Source organism: Vreelandella sulfidaeris Esulfide1, assembly GCF_054072535.1.
This window is the reverse complement of sequence record NZ_CM133364.1, coordinates 1,025,760-1,042,786: the sequence shown is the minus strand read 5'-3', so window position 1 is coordinate 1,042,786 and position 17,027 is coordinate 1,025,760. Positions and strand designations below refer to the sequence as shown.

The following is a 17,027-nucleotide window of genomic DNA, read 5'->3' as shown; positions in this document are numbered from 1 at the left end:
TTACTAAGATGTCAGTGGCTTAGGTAGCATCCGCGAGTAACATTTCGCGAATTTTACCGATCGCCCGCGTGGGATTGAGCCCTTTTGGACAAACCGCCACACAATTCATGATGCCACGGCAGCGGAATACCGAGAACGGATCTTCCAGGTCGCTCAAACGCTCGCGGGTAGCCGTATCACGAGAATCGGCCAGGAAGCGGTAAGATTGCAGCAGACCCGCCGGACCCACGAATTTCTCCGGATTCCACCAGAATGACGGGCAAGACGTTGAACAGCATGCACATAGAATACACTCATACAAGCCGTCTAGCTTGTCGCGCTCTTCCGGCGACTGCAGGCGTTCAATGGCCGGCGCTGGCGTATCGTTCTGCAAGTACGGCTGAATACGCTCGTACTGCTTATAGAACAAGCCCATATCCACGACCATATCGCGGATAACCGGCAAACCCGGCAACGGGCGCAGCACCAGCTTGTTGTTTTTCACAACGTCTGACAACGGCGTAATACATGCCAAGCCGTTTTTACCGTTCATGTTCATGCCGTCTGAACCGCAAACGCCTTCACGGCAGCTGCGGCGAAACGCCAAACCGCTGTCTTGTTCTTTCATCATATGAAGAACATCCAGCACCATTACATCGCGGCCTTTGGTATCGACCTGAAACTCCTGCATGTAAGGTGCGGAGTCGGTTTCCGGATTGTAACGGTATACGGATACCTGAAGGTTGGACATTTTGACTCCCTCTCGTCAATGCGGCGTTTAGTAGGTACGAACCTTAGGCTCGAACGTATCAACAGTTTTCGGCTTAAAGTTAACGTCGCGCTTCTTTAGTTCTTTCGTTGCTGGGAAGAAGAGCGAGTGCTTTAGCCAGTTGACATCATCACGGTCTGGATAGTCGTAGCGCGAGTGCGCACCACGGCTCTCTTTACGCTCCAGGGCAGCGATCGCCGTCGCTTCTGCCACTTCCATTAGGTTATCAAGCTCTAATGCTTCTACACGTGCGGTGTTAAAGGCGTTGGACTTGTCAGGCAGGTGGGCGTTAGCGATACGCTCACGCAGTAGCGCTAGCTTATCGACGCCTTCCAGCATGTTTTTCTCTTCACGGAAGACGCCAAAGGAAGTCTGCATGATGTCCTGAAGCTCAGCTTTCAGCTCAGGAATGCTTTCGCCGCCTTCAGACTCGTTCCAGCGCGTGATCCGCTTCATGGCGAATTCGATATCCGACTCGGAAGCATCCAGGTACTCGATGCCTTCGTTCAGCGCGCCTTCGATAAACATGCCAGCGGCACGACCGAATACCACCAGATCCAGCAGTGAGTTACCACCCAAGCGGTTAGCGCCGTGCACAGATACACACGCCGCTTCACCACAGGCAAACAGACCATTAACGATATGGTCGTTGCCGTTTTCGTCCATGGTAATCGCCTGACCGTGAATGTTGGTCGGAATACCGCCCATCATGTAGTGGCAGGTCGGTACGACCGGGATCGGGTCTTTGGCCGGGTCAACGTGAGCAAACGTCTTGGAAAGCTCAACGATACCGGGCAGGCGTTTACCAAGTACTTCTTCACCCAAGTGATCGAGTTTCAGGAAGACGTGATCGCCCTTCTCGCCGCAGCCACGACCTTCCAGAATTTCCATCACCATCGAACGGGCGACGACGTCACGGCCCGCCAAATCTTTGGCGTTCGGCGCATAGCGCTCCATGAAGCGTTCGCCGTCCTTATTGATCAGGTAGCCACCTTCACCACGGCAACCTTCTGTGACCAGCGTGCCCGCACCGTAGATACCGGTCGGGTGGAACTGCCACATTTCCATGTCCTGCATCGGGAAGCCAGCGCGTAGCGCCATGCCGATACCATCACCGGTATTGATCAGTGCGTTGGTAGTAGAGGCATAAATACGGCCTGCACCACCGGTCGCCAGTACCGTGGCCTTGGATTTAACGTGAACCACTTCACCGGTTTCGATGCACATGGCGATACAACCCACCACGTCACCGCTGGCGTTTTTGACCAAATCAACCGCGTACCACTCATTGAGGAACACGGTATTGTTCTTCAAGTTATTCTGATAAAGCGTGTGTAGTAGTGCGTGACCGGTACGGTCAGCCGCCGCACAAGTACGTGCCGCCTGGCCACCTTCACCAAAATTCTTGGACTGACCACCAAACGGACGCTGATAGATGCGGCCGTTGTCAAAACGCGAGAACGGCAGGCCCATGTGCTCAAGTTCAAATACCGCTTTCGGCCCTTCGGAACACATATACTCAGCCGCGTCCTGGTCAGCGATATAATCGCCGCCTTTAACGGTGTCATACATGTGCCAGCGCCAGTCATCATTCGGATCATCGGACGCGATCGCACAGGTAATACCACCCTGGGCAGAAACGGTATGCGAGCGGGTCGGGAAAACTTTCGATAACACGGCCGTCTTTTTACCGGACTTCGCCAGTTCCAGTGCGGCTCGCAGGCCAGAGCCACCACCGCCAACGATAATGGCGTCGAACGTCAGGCTACGCAGATTAGACATGTAATCAAGCTCCCCACAAAATTTGAATGCCCCACACCAAGTACACGAAAATGCCCAAAATAATGACAGCTTGGGCACCCACGCGCAGGCGGGTGGACTTGAGATAGTCGGTAGTGACGGTCCACAGGCCAATCCAGGCGTGCGCGGCTAAGGCTATAAAGGCCAATAGCGAGAAAATACGCATCCACGTCTGGTTGAACAGACCACTCCACGCGTAGTAATCGAGGTCCGGATTAAACAGCAGGAAGGCAACGATAAAGACCGTATAAAGTGCCAGAATGACAGCCGATACGCGCTGCATCAGCCAGTCAGAAAGCCCACTACGGCCAAAACTTGTAATGTTGGTTACCATACCCAAACTCCTGCCAGAATAATCAGAACAGCACTGACCACGACGGTGATCTGCGCTTTTTGCACGCCGCCTTCAAGGGTTACCCCAATATCGGCATCCATCAGCATGTGTTTAATACCTGCTACAAAATGGAATGCCAAGGCGGACAACAGACCCCAAGCAATGAACTTAGCCAAAAAATTATTGGCTAACGCATCGCTAACGGCGTCGAAGCCCGCCGGAGATGACAAGGACTTACCCAGCGCCCAAAAAGCGAAAATCAGCCCGACGAACAGGATGACACCCGTGATGCGGTGGGTAATCGACGTCAGGGCCGGCAGTGGGAAATGTATTGTAGAAAGATCTAGGTTTACGGGTCGTTTGCTATTCACGGCTTTGTACACACTCTCTTGGCCCGCTCTGCGACAGGTCGGGCATGGCCCGAGCGGACGGTGGTTGCTGGAAGGGGCTCGGCCGTTGCCAAGTCGGGCACGACCACCTATCTGCCGGTCGCGCGCCGTGGATTATAAGAACCTTCGCCCTCGCTTACAAACCGAACTCAGGTCTAACACGACTATGGTGCAAGAAAATTGTCGTCATACTGAGTCGATTTTGCGCTGCAGCATAGCTATAGTAGGAGTAGACCAGCAGTTTGATAAGCCTGTTAACATATTATGTTAGCCTATCGAAAATTTTAGGTATATTTCCATCAGGTAGGCTTACTCATCATATACAAAACCACTCATAACAAAAACACCTGTACAACTTGCAGCTAGCGATTAGGCTAATTGACAAAATGTCGCACACTTCTATAGTGGGCAAGCCTTTTCGCCGGCGCGGTATGCGCAGCAACGACTTTACGTCCCAACCCGAATTCGAAAGGAGGCCAGCATGGCTGACAGGAAAGCGACATTGACGGTAGACGGTCTGGATAAACCGATCGAACTACCCATGTATTCCGGCACACTTGGCCCCGACGTCATCGACGTACGCGGCCTAGGCGCTGAAGGCCTGTTCACCTACGATCCCGGCTTTATGGCCACCTCTTCCTGCCAGTCTGCCATCACTTATATCGATGGTGGCAAGGGCGTGCTGCTACACCGCGGCTACCCCATCGACCAACTGGCCAAAGAGTCTAATTTCGTAGAAGTGTGCTACACCCTGCTGTTTGGTGAGCTACCTAACGACGAACAGTACGCCGACTTTGAATCGCGTATTCGTAATCACACCATGGTTCACGATCAAATTAATAACTTCTTTAAAGGGTTCCGCCGCGATGCGCACCCGATGTCCATTTTATGCGGCGTAGTGGGCGGCTTAGCGGCCTTCTACCACGACCACATGGACATTACTCAGGAAGAAGATCGTGTTATCAGTGCTATTCGCCTGATTGCCAAGATGCCGACACTGGCGGCGATGTCGCACAAGTATAATGTGGGCCAGCCCTTCAACTATCCGCGCAACGACCTGAGCTATGCAGAGAACTTCCTCTACATGATGTTCAGCAACCCGTGCGAAGAGTACAAAATCAATCCGGTATACGCGAAAGCCATGGACCGCATCTTTATGCTGCATGCGGACCACGAGCAGAACGCTTCAACATCGACCGTACGCCTGGCAGGTTCCACGGGCGCTAACCCGTTCGCCTGTATTAGCGCAGGTATCGCGGCACTTTGGGGCCCCGCGCACGGCGGTGCTAACGAAGCCGTACTGGCCATGCTTGATGAAATCGGCGAAGACTCGGAAGAGAACATTCAGCGCTTTGTCGATAAAGCCAAGGATAAAGACGACCCGTTCAAGCTGATGGGCTTTGGACACCGCGTTTATCGCAACTTTGATCCACGTGCCAAGGTAATGAAAGAGACTTGCGACGAAGTGCTTGCAGAGCTCGGCATGGCCGACGACCCGCAACTCAAAATTGCCAAGCGTCTTGAGCAGATTGCCTTGGAAGATGAATACTTCATCGAGCGCAAGCTCTACCCGAACGTTGATTTCTATTCGGGCATCATTCTAAAAGCGATGGGCATCCCCACCAATATGTTTACCGTGATTTTTGCGGTATCGCGCACCATTGGCTGGATCTCTCACTGGAACGAAATGCTCAGCGAAAGCTACAAAATCGGTCGTCCGCGTCAGCTCTATGTGGGCCACGACCAACGTGACTATCCCGCAAAATAAAATCAACGGCAGCATGGTTGATTGCATTTCAAAAGGCCGCCTACGGGCGGCCTTTTGCGTAGAGGCTGTTCAACGTAAAGCCACGAAAGCCTCAATGCGTCGCTACACGCCTTAACGATCTTATCAACACCCAAGGATGCCTTGCGTAAGACTGCCTTGCAGAAAGCCTCTTTATGTCCGCTCTGCCGACAGACAGATTGCTCTATTGAATAGCGTCTTTAACAAGCCGTTTTTAGCTTAGCCTCTAGACTATATGGCTATCATCAAAACGCCTGAGCAGGTCCTAATAACGCTTGACTTTTTTGCTTCTCGGCCTGGATCAGGGTTTTCCACACTATCTGTGGATAACCCTGTTCACAACCACTTCAAAACGTCCCGTAATCGCCATGGACAGTGGGCCAGCCTTAAATTGGTCATTTTTTGATCTAACATAAGTAATTGTTTTTAAACGATTTAAGTTCTGTTCAAGATTTTTTGCGCCAACAACAAAGGGTTGTGCACAACCTCAAAGCCGGAGTGGCAAAAGTGGACAAGTCAAGCATAAAATCGTCTAGAAAATGGCGATTTGTAGCTTTTCTGTAAATGGCAGGAATGCGAAAAAACCAGCTAATGAGAAATCTCATTACTAGAAAATCAAACGGGAAAGGAGTCACTAAATGATGGCGTCCCATAGGGGGTTCGAACCCCTGTTACCGCCGTGAAAGGGCGGTGTCCTAGACCACTAGACGAATGGGACGTATGACAATCAATCACAAGCGCGGCTTCACGAGCAACGATTCACAAGCTTTCAATCGCTATGCGAATTGGTGGAGCCTAGCGGGATCGAACCGCTGACCTCAACACTGCCAGTGTTGCGCTCTCCCAGCTGAGCTAAGGCCCCACATGTCGCGAAGACGGAGCGTATAATACTGATTGTGCTGATCTTCGTCAATAAAAAAAGCGCCTATTTACACTACAAACTACGTAGAGAAAATAGACGCTTTTGTAATCGCTAGCGCTTCGGTAAACCGCGTTTACGCAATTTCACGAAATTCCTTCTCAAAGCGCTTAGCCTGCTTTTTGGAAACACCGCCCAATACCTCTACAGCACTTCGCAACCGTGCTCGGGTGACATCAGAGCCAAGAATCGCCATCGCATCCATCACTGAGGTGCTAGACGTACTACCGGTAATGGCAATAAACACTGGCGCCAGAAACGCCTTCATTTTTAAATCAAAGTGCTCAGCCAGTATCTTTACTTCATGTAAAAGCGCATCTTTATTCCAAGCCGAAACACCTTCAAATCGCCAGACCAGGAACTGGAGCAGCTTTACCAACTCATCTTCTTCAAGCTTCACGCTATCAAAGGACTCTTTTGTCAGCACTGGTAAGCCCGAGAAAAAGTGCCCTGCCAACGGCATTACCTGGGAGAGCGTTTCTACCCGTGGCCGTACTTGTGGCAATATCTGCTTAACGTAGTCGTCATTGAAGGCCCACTCCCGCAGCGCGCTCAACAGCGCATCGTCATCCAAATCTTCACGAATATAGACGCCGTTCAGCCAAGTCAGCTTTTCCAGGTCAAATACAGGCCCCCCTAACGAGACACGCTGAACATCAAATTCAGCCATCATTTCTTGCAGGCTAAATTTTTCGCGCTCATCGGGCATCGACCACCCCATTCGCCCCAAATAGTTGGTCACGGCCTGAGGCAAAAACCCCATCCGACGGTAGTAATTGATGGAAGTTGGGTTCTTGCGCTTCGAAAGCTTGGATTTATCCGGGTTGCGCAGCAGCGGCATATGGCAAAGTTGCGGCATTTCCCAACCAAAATATTCATACAGCAGTTGGTGCTTAGGTGCCGAGTTAATCCACTCTTCGCCACGCAATACGTGGGTAATAGCCATCAGGTGATCGTCAACCACATTGGCTAAATGGTAGGTAGGCATGCCGTCCGATTTAAGCAGAATTTGTGCATCGACTTGTGCCCATTCTACTTCAATCGTGCCACGCAGCATGTCATTAACCACGCAAACACCTTCGGCAGGCACGTTCATACGCACCACATAAGGCCAGCCTTCTTGCTCACGGCGAGCTTGTTCTTGCTCATCAAGCGCCAAGTCTGCGGGCTTCAAAGCCAACTGCAACCCCGCTGCTTTGCGTGCCTCACGCAGCTCATCCAGCTCTTCACTGGTGCGATAACACTTAAATGCATGTCCGTTATCAAGCAGTTGCTGGGCGTATTGGGCATAAATATCGCCACGCTCGCTTTGCCGATAAGGGCCATGCGGCCCACCCACATCGGGCCCTTCATCCCACTCAAGCCCCAGCCAACGCAGCGAATCGAGAATCATCTGTTCCGACTCAGGCGTAGAGCGCACCCGATCAGTGTCTTCTATACGGAGGATAAATTGGCCGCCATGCTGACGCGCAAAACATAGATTAAAAAGCGCGATGTAAGCCGTACCAACGTGGGGGTCGCCTGTCGGAGAAGGTGCGATGCGAGTACGTACTGTCATGAAAACGTCCTATTGGCAAAAATGCTTAGCGATATTATACGCACCTTAAGCGTAACCAACAGCGCCCTGCAGGGAACAACTGCCGCTAGAAAGCGTCAGAGAAATTAGCCCAACGTTATTTTATCGAACAATGCGCGCTAAAGCACAATCGCTTAATATGGTTCTGCAACATCACCTTGGGGGCATACCCCATGATCGAGCCAAACGAATATTGTGTGTTCAAAGTGCCACTAACCTATACTGGAAGAAATTCCATAGTGGAAGTCATTCACGAGCTCTTTAGCTCATTCATCAGGAAGACGAAATGGAATCGCTAGGCTCACGTATCAAGCAACTCCGGCTTAGGGCCAAGCTCAACAAAGCTGCCCTTGCTCGCAAAGTTGGCGTCTCAGATGTCACTATTTCCTATTGGGAATCCGGAGCAATCAAACAGATCGGTCATGAACGCCTCGTTGCGCTCGCTGACGCTCTCGACTGTTCCCTGGCCACACTATTGGAAGGTGAAAGCGCCCCAGAACTATTAACGTTGACCCATACCGGCCCCCTCCCCTGGGAACAGGTACAGGCAACAACCATTAAAGTACCTAGTCATCTGCCGCTGAACATTGACTGGAAAGCGCCATGCGTAATGGCAACACCTGGGAAAGGCACTGACTTTTCGCCCATTAGCGCAGGCGACTTAATGCTGCTTGGGCCAACCCTCGTGTTTCACAAAGCGGGCCATTATTTAGTGCAACGCGACGATCGTTTCGTCATTGAGCACTTCGCAAAAGCCCCAAGCGACACCGCTATTCATGCAGTACTGTTAGCCCATTGGCATCCTGCCTAAAGCGTCTACCTCCCCGGACTCTCTAGCACCTCCACCTGGTCACGCGTTTGTCTTGGCTCACTCCCCACCAAGAAGCGCCGTGAGTAGGTGGCCACTTGGCCCAGCCCATGGCGGGATTGGCTTACCAGCTCTCCCGCCAGGTGCTGGCCCTTGTGGCCAATACGCGCTTGCACGGCTTCCGGCTGCACGCTTCCTTCGGAAACCTCAACCTGCACGACATAGCCACCATCGGGTAAACCACTGCCCGGGCCAAAGGGCCCCGCTGCGAACATGCCATCCTCTATACGTGTCCGCTCGCGCCAACGCACGCTACTAATCTCACGCTCGACTATAATCTGCACTAATGTCTCGTCGGGTAAGTTGCTTTCGCCCTCTACCATTAGGCGCCGATCACTACGTAGCGATACGTGTGCCGATATCTCGACAGCAAGTGGCGCGACTTCTTCCGCTTCCTCAACTTCTGCCTCTTCAACGTCAGCTTGATCACCTGCTGCTTCAGTAACCGAAGGTTCAGAGGCTGGCGCTTGCTCGGTGGTTGATGCCGGCCCACTCGACTCCTGTGTTTCACCACAGCCTGCCAGTAGCGCAACGGACAACATCATCACCCCAACACGGCTTATTACTTTGCGCATACATACTCCAGAACGTTGCCTAATCTGCAGCTTACCACTGCATAGCCGCCGCCACAGTGGAATACTCTTCTTCTGCCCCGCCACGCACCCCGCTTCCGGTACAATGTGCTTATCATGCTAACAACACATTTTTAGAGGGTAGCGACTTTGGATATCATTTGGTGGTTGGCGTATATAGCACTGGGCGGCTTTGTGGGGCTGATGGCGGGCTTACTGGGGATCGGCGGTGGCGGTATCATGGTGCCAATTTTAACGTCGCTTTTCGTACTGCAAGGCGTACCCCACGAGCACCTCGCTCACTTGGCCTTGGGGACGGCTATGGCAGCGATCATTCCCGCATCCACCGCCAGCCTGCTTTCCCACCACCGGCACGGAGCGGTTCGTTGGGACATCGTTCGGTTTATTACCCCCGGCATTTTAGTGGGCACGTTTTTGGCCACCTTTATCGCCGCGCTAATCCCCACCCGAGGCCTAGCCATCTTTTTTGCCTGCTTTATGGTGCTAATGTCGCTTCAAATGCTGGCAAACATTAAGCCCAAACCGAGCCGTGGCCTACCTGGCCCAGTGGGCGTAAGCGGTGTGGGCCTGGGTATCGGCGGTATTTCAGCCCTCGTGGCCATTGGCGGTGGCTCACTGACAGTGCCCTTCTTAACGTGGTGCAACGTAAAGCTTCCCCGCGCGATCGGTACCTCGGCAGCCGTAGGGCTACCGATTGCGGTCGCCGGAGCGCTGGGCTACGTGATCAACGGCTGGTCTACCCAAGGCCTGCCCAGCACAGCGCTCGGCTACGTTTATCTGCCTGCCCTAGTGCTAATGGCGCCCTTCAGTATCCTAACCGCTCCCATCGGCGCAAAGCTCGCCCATAAGCTGCCTGTTGCCCTACTCAAGCGCGTGTTCGCCTTTATGTTGATGGGGTTGGCGCTGCAGATGGTCTATGCGGTGTTTACAGCGTGACGAAAATTACGTGCAGGCTGGCGCTCTTCTCCAGCTCAGCCTGATGGACACACCGCAAACGGAAGAGTAATGCCAGCGCAGCCAAAAGATAATGGCCGCCATGGACGCACTGAACGAGAAGATGGGCAAGGGAACGGTTCGCCTGTGGCTGCGAGAAAAGCACGAACCTGACACCTACGCTGCGTGTACCGGAGCGCGCTACACGACTAACTGGGGTGAACTGATAAGGTGTATGCGGATGAAGGGGACAGCTAAGCGTAGCAAGCTATGAGCTTGCGACTTCTAGTGACTTTTGCTCATAAACTTCAATTACATAATTTACAAATGCACTACATACAATAAGCATATATCTAGCTTCAGGATATTCAAACTTAGAAACTTCATTGAGCGCATGACGAATACCATCTTCCTCACATGTATACCCATAAAGAGTGGAATATACGGTTTTTAAGGTCGGCGGAATCATTTTCTCGCGCTCAAGTTCCTTAATCAACTGCCCTAATGTGCCTGACTTACCCGTCACAACTTTGACTAGCGCCTCAATAGATGAGATAGACTCTTTACCAGAATTTCTGTAATCTGGCGACTTTCGATCAGACATAAGTATTAAAGCTTGTGAAAGGTGTTCTTTTATAGATGAATATTTATTTTCTTTACTTAAGGCTTTTTCAACTTCATTAATTTCTTCTTCAGAAATTATTTCTGATAGAATATCGCCAACAAATCTATAAGCTGAAGACTCCTTTTCCAATACAAGATTAAAATTATACTTGAGATCCTCTCCATAGCTAGTTCTCTCAACACACCAGCTGTATAAAAACTCTAAATTTTCGTAAACCTCAAACCAAGCACAACGGAAAAAGTTATCTCTATACTTTGAAACTTCTTGAAACGAGTAGTCAGACAAAGTATCAATCGGTTGCTTTAAAAAATCAACGTAGTATGAAACGAAAAAATCATTATATTGTTTATCTTTATAAGCAGAGCGATAGTCTCCTCCATTTGTTATAAAGTATAAATAAATCACATTCCAAAGAGAGTTACGCAACTCATTATTCATAGAGCTTCTCTGGATTATTTCGGCATTACTTACTAAGCCAACTCGCTCGGAAAACTTACGCATCAAAATATCTCCAGCAACATCTAACCATAAAAATGACATTTAAGCTTTGCTAAGCCAGCCTTAAAGATCGTCCCACTCACTTTCTATCCGCCTTATTTCACTTTCCACCATTTCAAGCTGGGTATCAGGCGACCCTTTAAAGCTATAGATTTTTCTCATGCTCAGATCAAGAACACGACACTCTGGGAGAGGAACATCACATGACTCGCTGATAAGAAAGCAAATAATATTTGCCCGCTGCTGATTCATTTTTTTAGTGCTATTGAAATGCAGCTTCAGCAAACGATCCTCACCATCCACTTTATAGTAAAGCTCAGGATTACATAGAACTTCCGTATCTCTATACCGGTAACTAGCTTTAGGGGGATCATAGTGATAAATATTCTTCCCCTGTGCCCAAGTGATAAAATTCTCGGCGATCTTTGAGTAGTTATCTTGCTTATCTTTATGTGATTTTTTTGCAACGTCTCGGAGGTAGTCAAAACTGCGCTGGTGTTTGAATAGACCCTTTATGGCTTGTCTCAGACTCAGATAGTAGTCACGGTAATGAGCGTAGGAAGGCCTATTCTTTAAACTCCGTTCACGACCTTGTTTTAATTTTGCATCAGACATTGCTATGTATGAAAAATCTGTAACAGTAAAAACAGGCATTCCCCACCTCTCTTGTCATTATTAGCAGCCTCAAAGCTGTCTTTATGTATTCATGGTTTTACAGTTAAAAAATCCTGCCAATTCATTTCTCACTCCGCCCCAGAATTTCCACATCATGCATATCCTGCGGCTTGATCATTTCCGGCAGGTAGTGGACGTTGTCACTGATCAGGTACAGCTCGCCGCCCGCCAGGCGCTGCACTCATTTAATTCGCCGCTCACCAGCACCAAAAACACGCCTTCCTGTTTCGGAACGCGGTTGCTGATATCTACCAACCTCAGCCCCTGTGATTACACGATTTATAGCGCTCTTATGTAAATAATTATTATCTTAAGAAAGCCTAACCCATCGATACGGCTAGCACCATTCTCCTAAGGCACATTTACAACGCTATTTCATGGCATTACTGAGTGATCCCCAATCTGATCTGCGGCGTAAGCGCTATGGCAACGACGCTGCTATGTGCTGCACGCCCTTTCTTACGTACAATGGCGCGCATTCAACACGCCACCTTTGACAAGCTCCCAGGGTGTACCAATATTTTGTAGGCGTCAGCCAATATCATTGCTTGGTACAATTTGGTACATCAGGTGCGTTAATTACGGTTTTAAGAGGCAATATGACTGCATTCAGTGCAGCCAACTGTGTTACTAAATGACTAATTTAATGAAAGAAAATAGCGCAGATCGTGGACGTCTTTTCTCCGTCGCGCCCATGATGGACTGGACGACCCGCGATTACAGAGCTTTCGCACGCACCTTAACCAAGCGGACGCTACTGTATACCGAGATGGTCACCACTGGTGCGATTTTGCATGGGACGCCCCGTGAGCGCTTTTTGGGCTATAGCGAGGTCGAGCATCCACTGGCGCTGCAGTTGGGCGGTAGCGATGCCGGAGAGCTTGCTGAGTGTGCGGCGATTGCTGAAGCGTGGGGCTATGATGAGGTGAACTTGAACGTGGGTTGCCCGAGCGACCGCGTGCAAAACAATTTGATCGGCGCGTGCTTGATGGGTTACCCCGAAAAGGTAGCCGATGCTGTACGGGCGATGCAGGCGGCGGTATCGATTCCGGTCACGGTAAAGTGCCGTATTGGTATCGATGACCAGGATGAGGACGCCGACCTTGAGCGGTTTATCACTATCGTCGCTGATGCAGGCTGCGAAGTGTTTACCGTTCACGCCCGTAAGGCGTGGTTGCAGGGCTTATCGCCCAAGCAAAACCGCGATGTGCCGCCGCTTAATTACCCCCGCGTACATCGCTTGAAGCAGAGCCGGCCTGAACTGCATATCGGTATTAACGGCGGCATTAAAACGCTGGACGAGTGTCGTGAACAGCTCACCCATGTGGATAGCGTGATGGTGGGGCGCGAGGCGTATCAGAACCCTTGGCTTTTAGCCGGTGTTGATGAGCAGCTATTTGGTGAAAAAGGCCCGGCGGCGAGCCGCTTGGATGCCGCGAAAGCTTTTAGGCCCTATATTCAGCAGCGTTTGGATGAAGGCGCGAAGTTGAATCACATCACTCGCCACTTGCTGGGGCTGTTCCAGGGCTGCCCCGGCGGCAGGCGTTTTCGGCGTCATCTATCGGAGCACGCGCATAAAGAAGGCGCAGGATTACGCCTATTTGATGACGCGCTTAGCTTGGTTAACGAACCTGAATGCGTCGCATAAAAAAACCCGCTACACGCAGTGTAGCGGATTCGTTTTCTTAACAGCGTAACCTTACAGCGCTTTTTCGCGGCGGTTCGCCATGACGCCCTGCTCGACACGCTCGCCGATTGTCTGGTCGACGTTTTTCCAGTACTCGAATACTCGCGACAGCACCGGCTCTTCAACACCGTCGGAAACGTGGCCGACAATGTTGTTGACCAGTCGGTCGCGGGCAGCATCATCCATTACCTTATTGACCAGTTCATTGGCCTGGTTGAAGTCGCCATCGCCCGGGCGCAGCGTGTAGGCGGCGCGAACCAGCTCGCCGTCAGTTTCCCATACCGCTTCTTCCGGGTACCTTTCCGGGTTGGCGTGCGCGCCCCCTTTGCTATTAGGTGCGTACACCGGGTCGGTGGAGTGGTTAATACGCATCCGACCACCTTGGCTGTAGCTGTTCACCGGGGTCTTGGGCGCGTTAACGGGGATATGTTGGTAGTTCACCCCTAAACGCGCGCGGTGCGCATCAGCGTAGGAGATTACCCGCGCCAACAGCATTTTATCCGGCGAGAAACCGGTGCCCGGTACCGAGTTGCTGGGCTGAAACGCGGCCTGTTCGATTTGGCTGTGGAAATCGACGGGGTTGCGATCCAACGTCATCTTACCGACTTCATGCAGCGGGTAGTCGCCGTGCGGCCACACCTTGGTCAAATCAAAGGGGTTGATGTGGTAGGTCTTGGCATCTTCGAACGGCATGATCTGAACTTTCAGCGTCCAGGTGGGATGATCCCCGCGTTTGATGGCATCGAACAGGTCGCGGCGATGGTAGTCGGCATCCGCACCCGCCATCTTATCGGCCTGTTCCTGGGTCATGCACTTAATGCCCTGGTCCGTCTTGAAGTGGTACTTCACCCAAAAACGCTCACCTTCAGCGTTCACCCACATATAGGTATGGCTGGAATAGCCGTTCATGTGGCGCCAGCTGGCGGGGATACCACGATCGCCCATTAGCCAGGTTACCTGGTGGGCAGATTGCGGAGAAAGCGTCCAGAAGTCCCACTGCATATCGTGATCACGCAAGCCGTTATCCGCGCGACGCTTTTGTGAGTGGATAAAATGCTGGAATTTGAGCGGATCGCGCACGAAGAACACAGGGGTATTATTACCCACCATGTCGAAGTTGCCCTCTTCGGTGTAGAACTTCAGCGAGAAGCCACGGGGATCGCGCCAGGTGTCCGGGCTACCGGACTCACCGGCCACTGTCGAAAAGCGAGCCAGCATCTCTGTGTGCTTACCCGGCTGGAGAAAATCCGCCTTGGTGTATTGGCTGACGTCGTGTGTTACTTGGAAGTGACCAAAGGCGCCGCTCCCTTTCGCATGGGGCTGACGATCCGGAATCATTTCCCGGTTAAAGGCCGCCATTTGTTCCATCAAGTAGTGATCATGTAGAACGATCGGCCCATCGGGGCCTACTGAAAGTGAGTGTTCATCACTGCTGACCGGTATGCCCGCATCCGTTGTAGTGTGTTTAGTTTTATCGCTCGTCATCGTTTTTCCTCCATGTCACGGTAGATGTGGCGTGTTGCCGCCACTCGTTCTAGTACGATGAAAGCTTGGCTGTTTATCTTTTGTTATATTTTAGTAGCCGCTTACAAAGCCCATCATAGGTATAGCCAAACAAAAACAAACATGCCATTCATGGAGGCTATAAGGCGACTATAACTGCGATAGCTTTTTATCATGGTTAAAACTAGTAGAACGAATCCGGGGGCGGAACCAAACTTGAGTTAAAGCTTTCGACTGCCGTTTCGGCCTCCTCAATTTCGTCAAAACGAGCGATATGAAACAACGCCTCGCCCTCGTTGGCCAGCGGCAAACGGCTCATACCAATGACGATACCATCCGCGACGGAGCGAACTTCGCCTTCATCGTTACCAAAGGGGTCAGCCACTTTACCCAGCACCTCGCCTTTGGCAACGCGCGCGCCCAGGCGCACCTTAGGGCGCAAAATGCCATCAATAGGCGCACGCGCCCAGCTTGACCCATTGGCCAGTTCGGCAGGCGCTGGCGTACGGCGACGCTGTTCACCGGTCAGCATGCCCAAGCGCCGCATAACTCGTAATACACCGCGTACACCTGGTGCTATCGCCCATTCGTCAAAGCGCAAGGCTTCGCCTGCTTCATAGGTTAATACCGGAATACCGCGGCGCTGAGCGTAGTGACGCAAGCTGCCTTCACGCAGCTCAGCGTTAAGCACCACGGGGGCACCAAAGGCATTCGCCATGCGCTCGGTTTCACTGCCCGGCTGCAGTTGGGCACGGATTTGTGGCAGGTTGGTACGGTGAATAGCCCCCGTGTGTAAATCAATAATATGCGTGGCGTAATCGACAATCTGTTCGCGGAACAGCGCGGCAACCCGCCCGCCTAAGGAACCCGACTCACTGCCCGGAAAGCAACGGTTGAGATCGCGCCGGTCAGGTAAATAGCGCGTTTGCTGTAAGAAGCCAAACACATTCACCACCGGCACAGCGATCAACGTACCGCGAATGCTGTTAATCGCCTTTGAGCGCAGCACGCGGCGGACAATTTCCACACCATTGATTTCATCACCATGGATGCCACCACACACCAGCATCACCGGGCCATCCTTACGCCCATGAACTACCTCGACAGGGATATGTAGAGGTGTATGGGTGTAAAGACGTGCTACCGGCACATCCACCTGTAAGCGTTGGCCGGGCATAATCGTATGTTGACCCAGTTGAAAAGGAGCTCGCGCCATACTGTATATCCTGTTTTCTAATCAATTATATTCACGACGTTAGTGCGGTTCGGATCAGCGTTATTGCCTTTTTATACGCCTTGAACAGCAAAATGACGAATTTGTTAACTCACGTTATGGGCTGAATCATTTATCCATACAGTTTTGAATGTAAATACTCGCTAGCTTAGGTTAAAATGTGACCATTCCGTGTCGATAATGAGGTTGCGTTTCCATGGCAAGAAAGACCAAAGCTGAAGCTGCTGCTACCCGCGAAGCACTGCTTGAAGCTGCAGAAGAGGTATTCTTTGCCAAAGGAGTGGCACGTACATCGCTTGAGCAAATTGCGCGCCATGCAGGCCTCACACGCGGTGCCGTTTACTGGCACTTTAAAAACAAAGGCGACTTGTTCATGGCCCTGGTCGAACAGGTGCGCATGCCCTTTCAGTCGCTGATGGATGAGGTCGGCAAAGCTGACGCCGAACTATCACCACTAGAAGCAATACGCTTAGCCTGCCATGCGGGTTTGGTACGCCTTGAGCAGCCTTCGTATCAGCGGATACTCTCGATCTTATTGCATCGCTGCGAGTTCTTCAGCGATATCAACCCGCTCGATATGCAGGAGAAGATCGGTAACGAGTGCTTTGATGAAATGTTGAACGTGTTTACGCTCGCTCAAGAACAACAATTGCTTCGTGAAGACCTAAGCCCAGAAATTGCCACCCGGCTCATGCAATCCATGCTAGGTGGACTGTTTCACGACTGGCTACGTAATCCCGACGCGTTTTCAATTCGCGAACGGGGCGGCGAGCTGATCGATACTTCAATTCGCATGATGCATCGTTAATCAAACCGCCCAGCTCTCGCTGCATCGCAGCAATTATGCTAATACTGGCTA

16 protein-coding genes and 2 tRNA genes are annotated in these 17,027 nt (G+C 51.5%); 6 read left to right on the top strand and 12 right to left on the bottom strand.

Annotated elements, in window-relative coordinates:
• Positions 1-19 precede the first annotated feature (19 nt).
• From ACW44H_RS04865 to sdhC, 4 genes are read right to left on the bottom strand one after another with little or no spacing between them, the layout of a single operon-like run.
• The gene (locus tag ACW44H_RS04865; RefSeq protein ID WP_113270366.1) at positions 20-730 is read right to left on the bottom strand and encodes a succinate dehydrogenase iron-sulfur subunit; all 711 of its coding nucleotides are present in this window, start codon (positions 728-730) and stop codon (positions 20-22) included.
• A gap of 27 nt (positions 731-757) precedes the next feature.
• Positions 758-2,530, bottom strand: a complete 1,773-nt coding sequence (gene sdhA / locus ACW44H_RS04860; RefSeq protein WP_113270365.1) for a succinate dehydrogenase flavoprotein subunit — start codon at positions 2,528-2,530, stop codon at positions 758-760.
• A 4-nt stretch (positions 2,531-2,534) separates the two neighbouring features.
• On the bottom strand, positions 2,535-2,882 hold the full coding sequence (gene sdhD / locus ACW44H_RS04855) for a succinate dehydrogenase, hydrophobic membrane anchor protein (RefSeq protein ID WP_113270364.1): 348 nt from the start codon (positions 2,880-2,882) through the stop codon (positions 2,535-2,537).
• Entirely contained in the window at positions 2,876-3,253 is a 378-nt protein-coding gene (gene sdhC, locus ACW44H_RS04850; RefSeq protein ID WP_206604564.1) for a succinate dehydrogenase, cytochrome b556 subunit, read from the bottom strand. The genes sdhD and sdhC overlap by 7 nt, the downstream gene beginning before the upstream one ends.
• Before the next feature lie 499 nt (positions 3,254-3,752).
• On the opposite strand from sdhC, the gene gltA reads away from it, so the two are divergent.
• Positions 3,753-5,039: a citrate synthase gene (gene gltA / locus ACW44H_RS04845; protein WP_457507345.1), complete on the top strand. Its 1,287-nt coding sequence runs from the start codon at positions 3,753-3,755 to the stop codon at positions 5,037-5,039.
• Positions 5,040-5,699: 660 nt separating this feature from the next.
• Here the strand turns inward: gltA and ACW44H_RS04840 are convergent.
• From ACW44H_RS04840 to gltX, 3 genes are all read right to left on the bottom strand, one after another.
• Positions 5,700-5,775: transfer RNA gene (locus ACW44H_RS04840), tRNA-Glu, on the bottom strand.
• A gap of 68 nt (positions 5,776-5,843) precedes the next feature.
• Positions 5,844-5,919: transfer RNA gene (locus ACW44H_RS04835), tRNA-Ala, on the bottom strand.
• A gap of 133 nt (positions 5,920-6,052) precedes the next feature.
• The gene (gene gltX / locus ACW44H_RS04830; RefSeq protein ID WP_457507343.1) at positions 6,053-7,534 is read right to left on the bottom strand and encodes a glutamate--tRNA ligase; all 1,482 of its coding nucleotides are present in this window, start codon (positions 7,532-7,534) and stop codon (positions 6,053-6,055) included.
• A 304-nt stretch (positions 7,535-7,838) separates the two neighbouring features.
• Here gltX and ACW44H_RS04825 point away from each other — a divergent pair, with 304 nt between their 5' ends.
• A complete protein-coding gene (locus tag ACW44H_RS04825) occupies positions 7,839-8,363 on the top strand; it encodes a helix-turn-helix domain-containing protein (protein WP_457507341.1) in 525 nt (174 codons plus the stop codon).
• A 5-nt stretch (positions 8,364-8,368) separates the two neighbouring features.
• Here the strand turns inward: ACW44H_RS04825 and ACW44H_RS04820 are convergent, their stop codons facing one another.
• Positions 8,369-8,995 (bottom strand): LptM family lipoprotein, encoded by a 627-nt coding sequence (locus ACW44H_RS04820; RefSeq protein ID WP_457507339.1) that lies wholly within the window; start codon positions 8,993-8,995, stop codon positions 8,369-8,371.
• Positions 8,996-9,142: 147 nt separating this feature from the next.
• Between ACW44H_RS04820 and ACW44H_RS04815 the strand changes: the two genes are divergently transcribed.
• Positions 9,143-9,949, top strand: a complete 807-nt coding sequence (locus tag ACW44H_RS04815; protein ID WP_457507337.1) for a sulfite exporter TauE/SafE family protein — start codon at positions 9,143-9,145, stop codon at positions 9,947-9,949.
• 91 nt (positions 9,950-10,040) lie between these two features.
• Positions 10,041-10,220, top strand: coding sequence for a DUF4113 domain-containing protein (locus ACW44H_RS04810; protein WP_457507335.1), 180 nt, complete (start codon positions 10,041-10,043; stop codon positions 10,218-10,220).
• Here ACW44H_RS04810 and ACW44H_RS04805 read toward each other — a convergent pair.
• Positions 10,215-11,072, bottom strand: coding sequence for an AbiJ-NTD4 domain-containing protein (locus ACW44H_RS04805; RefSeq protein ID WP_457507334.1), 858 nt, complete (start codon positions 11,070-11,072; stop codon positions 10,215-10,217). The two genes, ACW44H_RS04810 and ACW44H_RS04805, sit on opposite strands and share 6 nt — an antisense overlap.
• A 60-nt stretch (positions 11,073-11,132) precedes the next feature.
• Entirely contained in the window at positions 11,133-11,723 is a 591-nt protein-coding gene (locus ACW44H_RS04800) for a hypothetical protein (RefSeq protein ID WP_457507332.1), read from the bottom strand.
• 667 nt (positions 11,724-12,390) lie between these two features.
• Between ACW44H_RS04800 and dusA the strand changes: the two genes are divergently transcribed.
• On the top strand, positions 12,391-13,392 hold the full coding sequence (gene dusA / locus ACW44H_RS04795; protein WP_457507330.1) for a tRNA dihydrouridine(20/20a) synthase DusA: 1,002 nt from the start codon (positions 12,391-12,393) through the stop codon (positions 13,390-13,392).
• Positions 13,393-13,443: 51 nt separating this feature from the next.
• Here dusA and ACW44H_RS04790 read toward each other — a convergent pair whose 3' ends face one another.
• Complete coding sequence (locus tag ACW44H_RS04790; protein ID WP_457507328.1) at positions 13,444-14,916, bottom strand: catalase; 1,473 nt, start codon at positions 14,914-14,916, stop codon at positions 13,444-13,446.
• A 202-nt stretch (positions 14,917-15,118) separates the two neighbouring features.
• On the bottom strand, positions 15,119-16,150 hold the full coding sequence (locus tag ACW44H_RS04785; RefSeq protein WP_113270354.1) for a succinylglutamate desuccinylase/aspartoacylase family protein: 1,032 nt from the start codon (positions 16,148-16,150) through the stop codon (positions 15,119-15,121).
• Between the two features lie 214 nt (positions 16,151-16,364).
• Between ACW44H_RS04785 and ACW44H_RS04780 the strand changes: the two genes are divergently transcribed.
• On the top strand, positions 16,365-16,976 hold the full coding sequence (locus ACW44H_RS04780) for a TetR family transcriptional regulator (protein WP_457507326.1): 612 nt from the start codon (positions 16,365-16,367) through the stop codon (positions 16,974-16,976).
• The last annotated feature ends 51 nt before the right edge of the window (positions 16,977-17,027 follow it).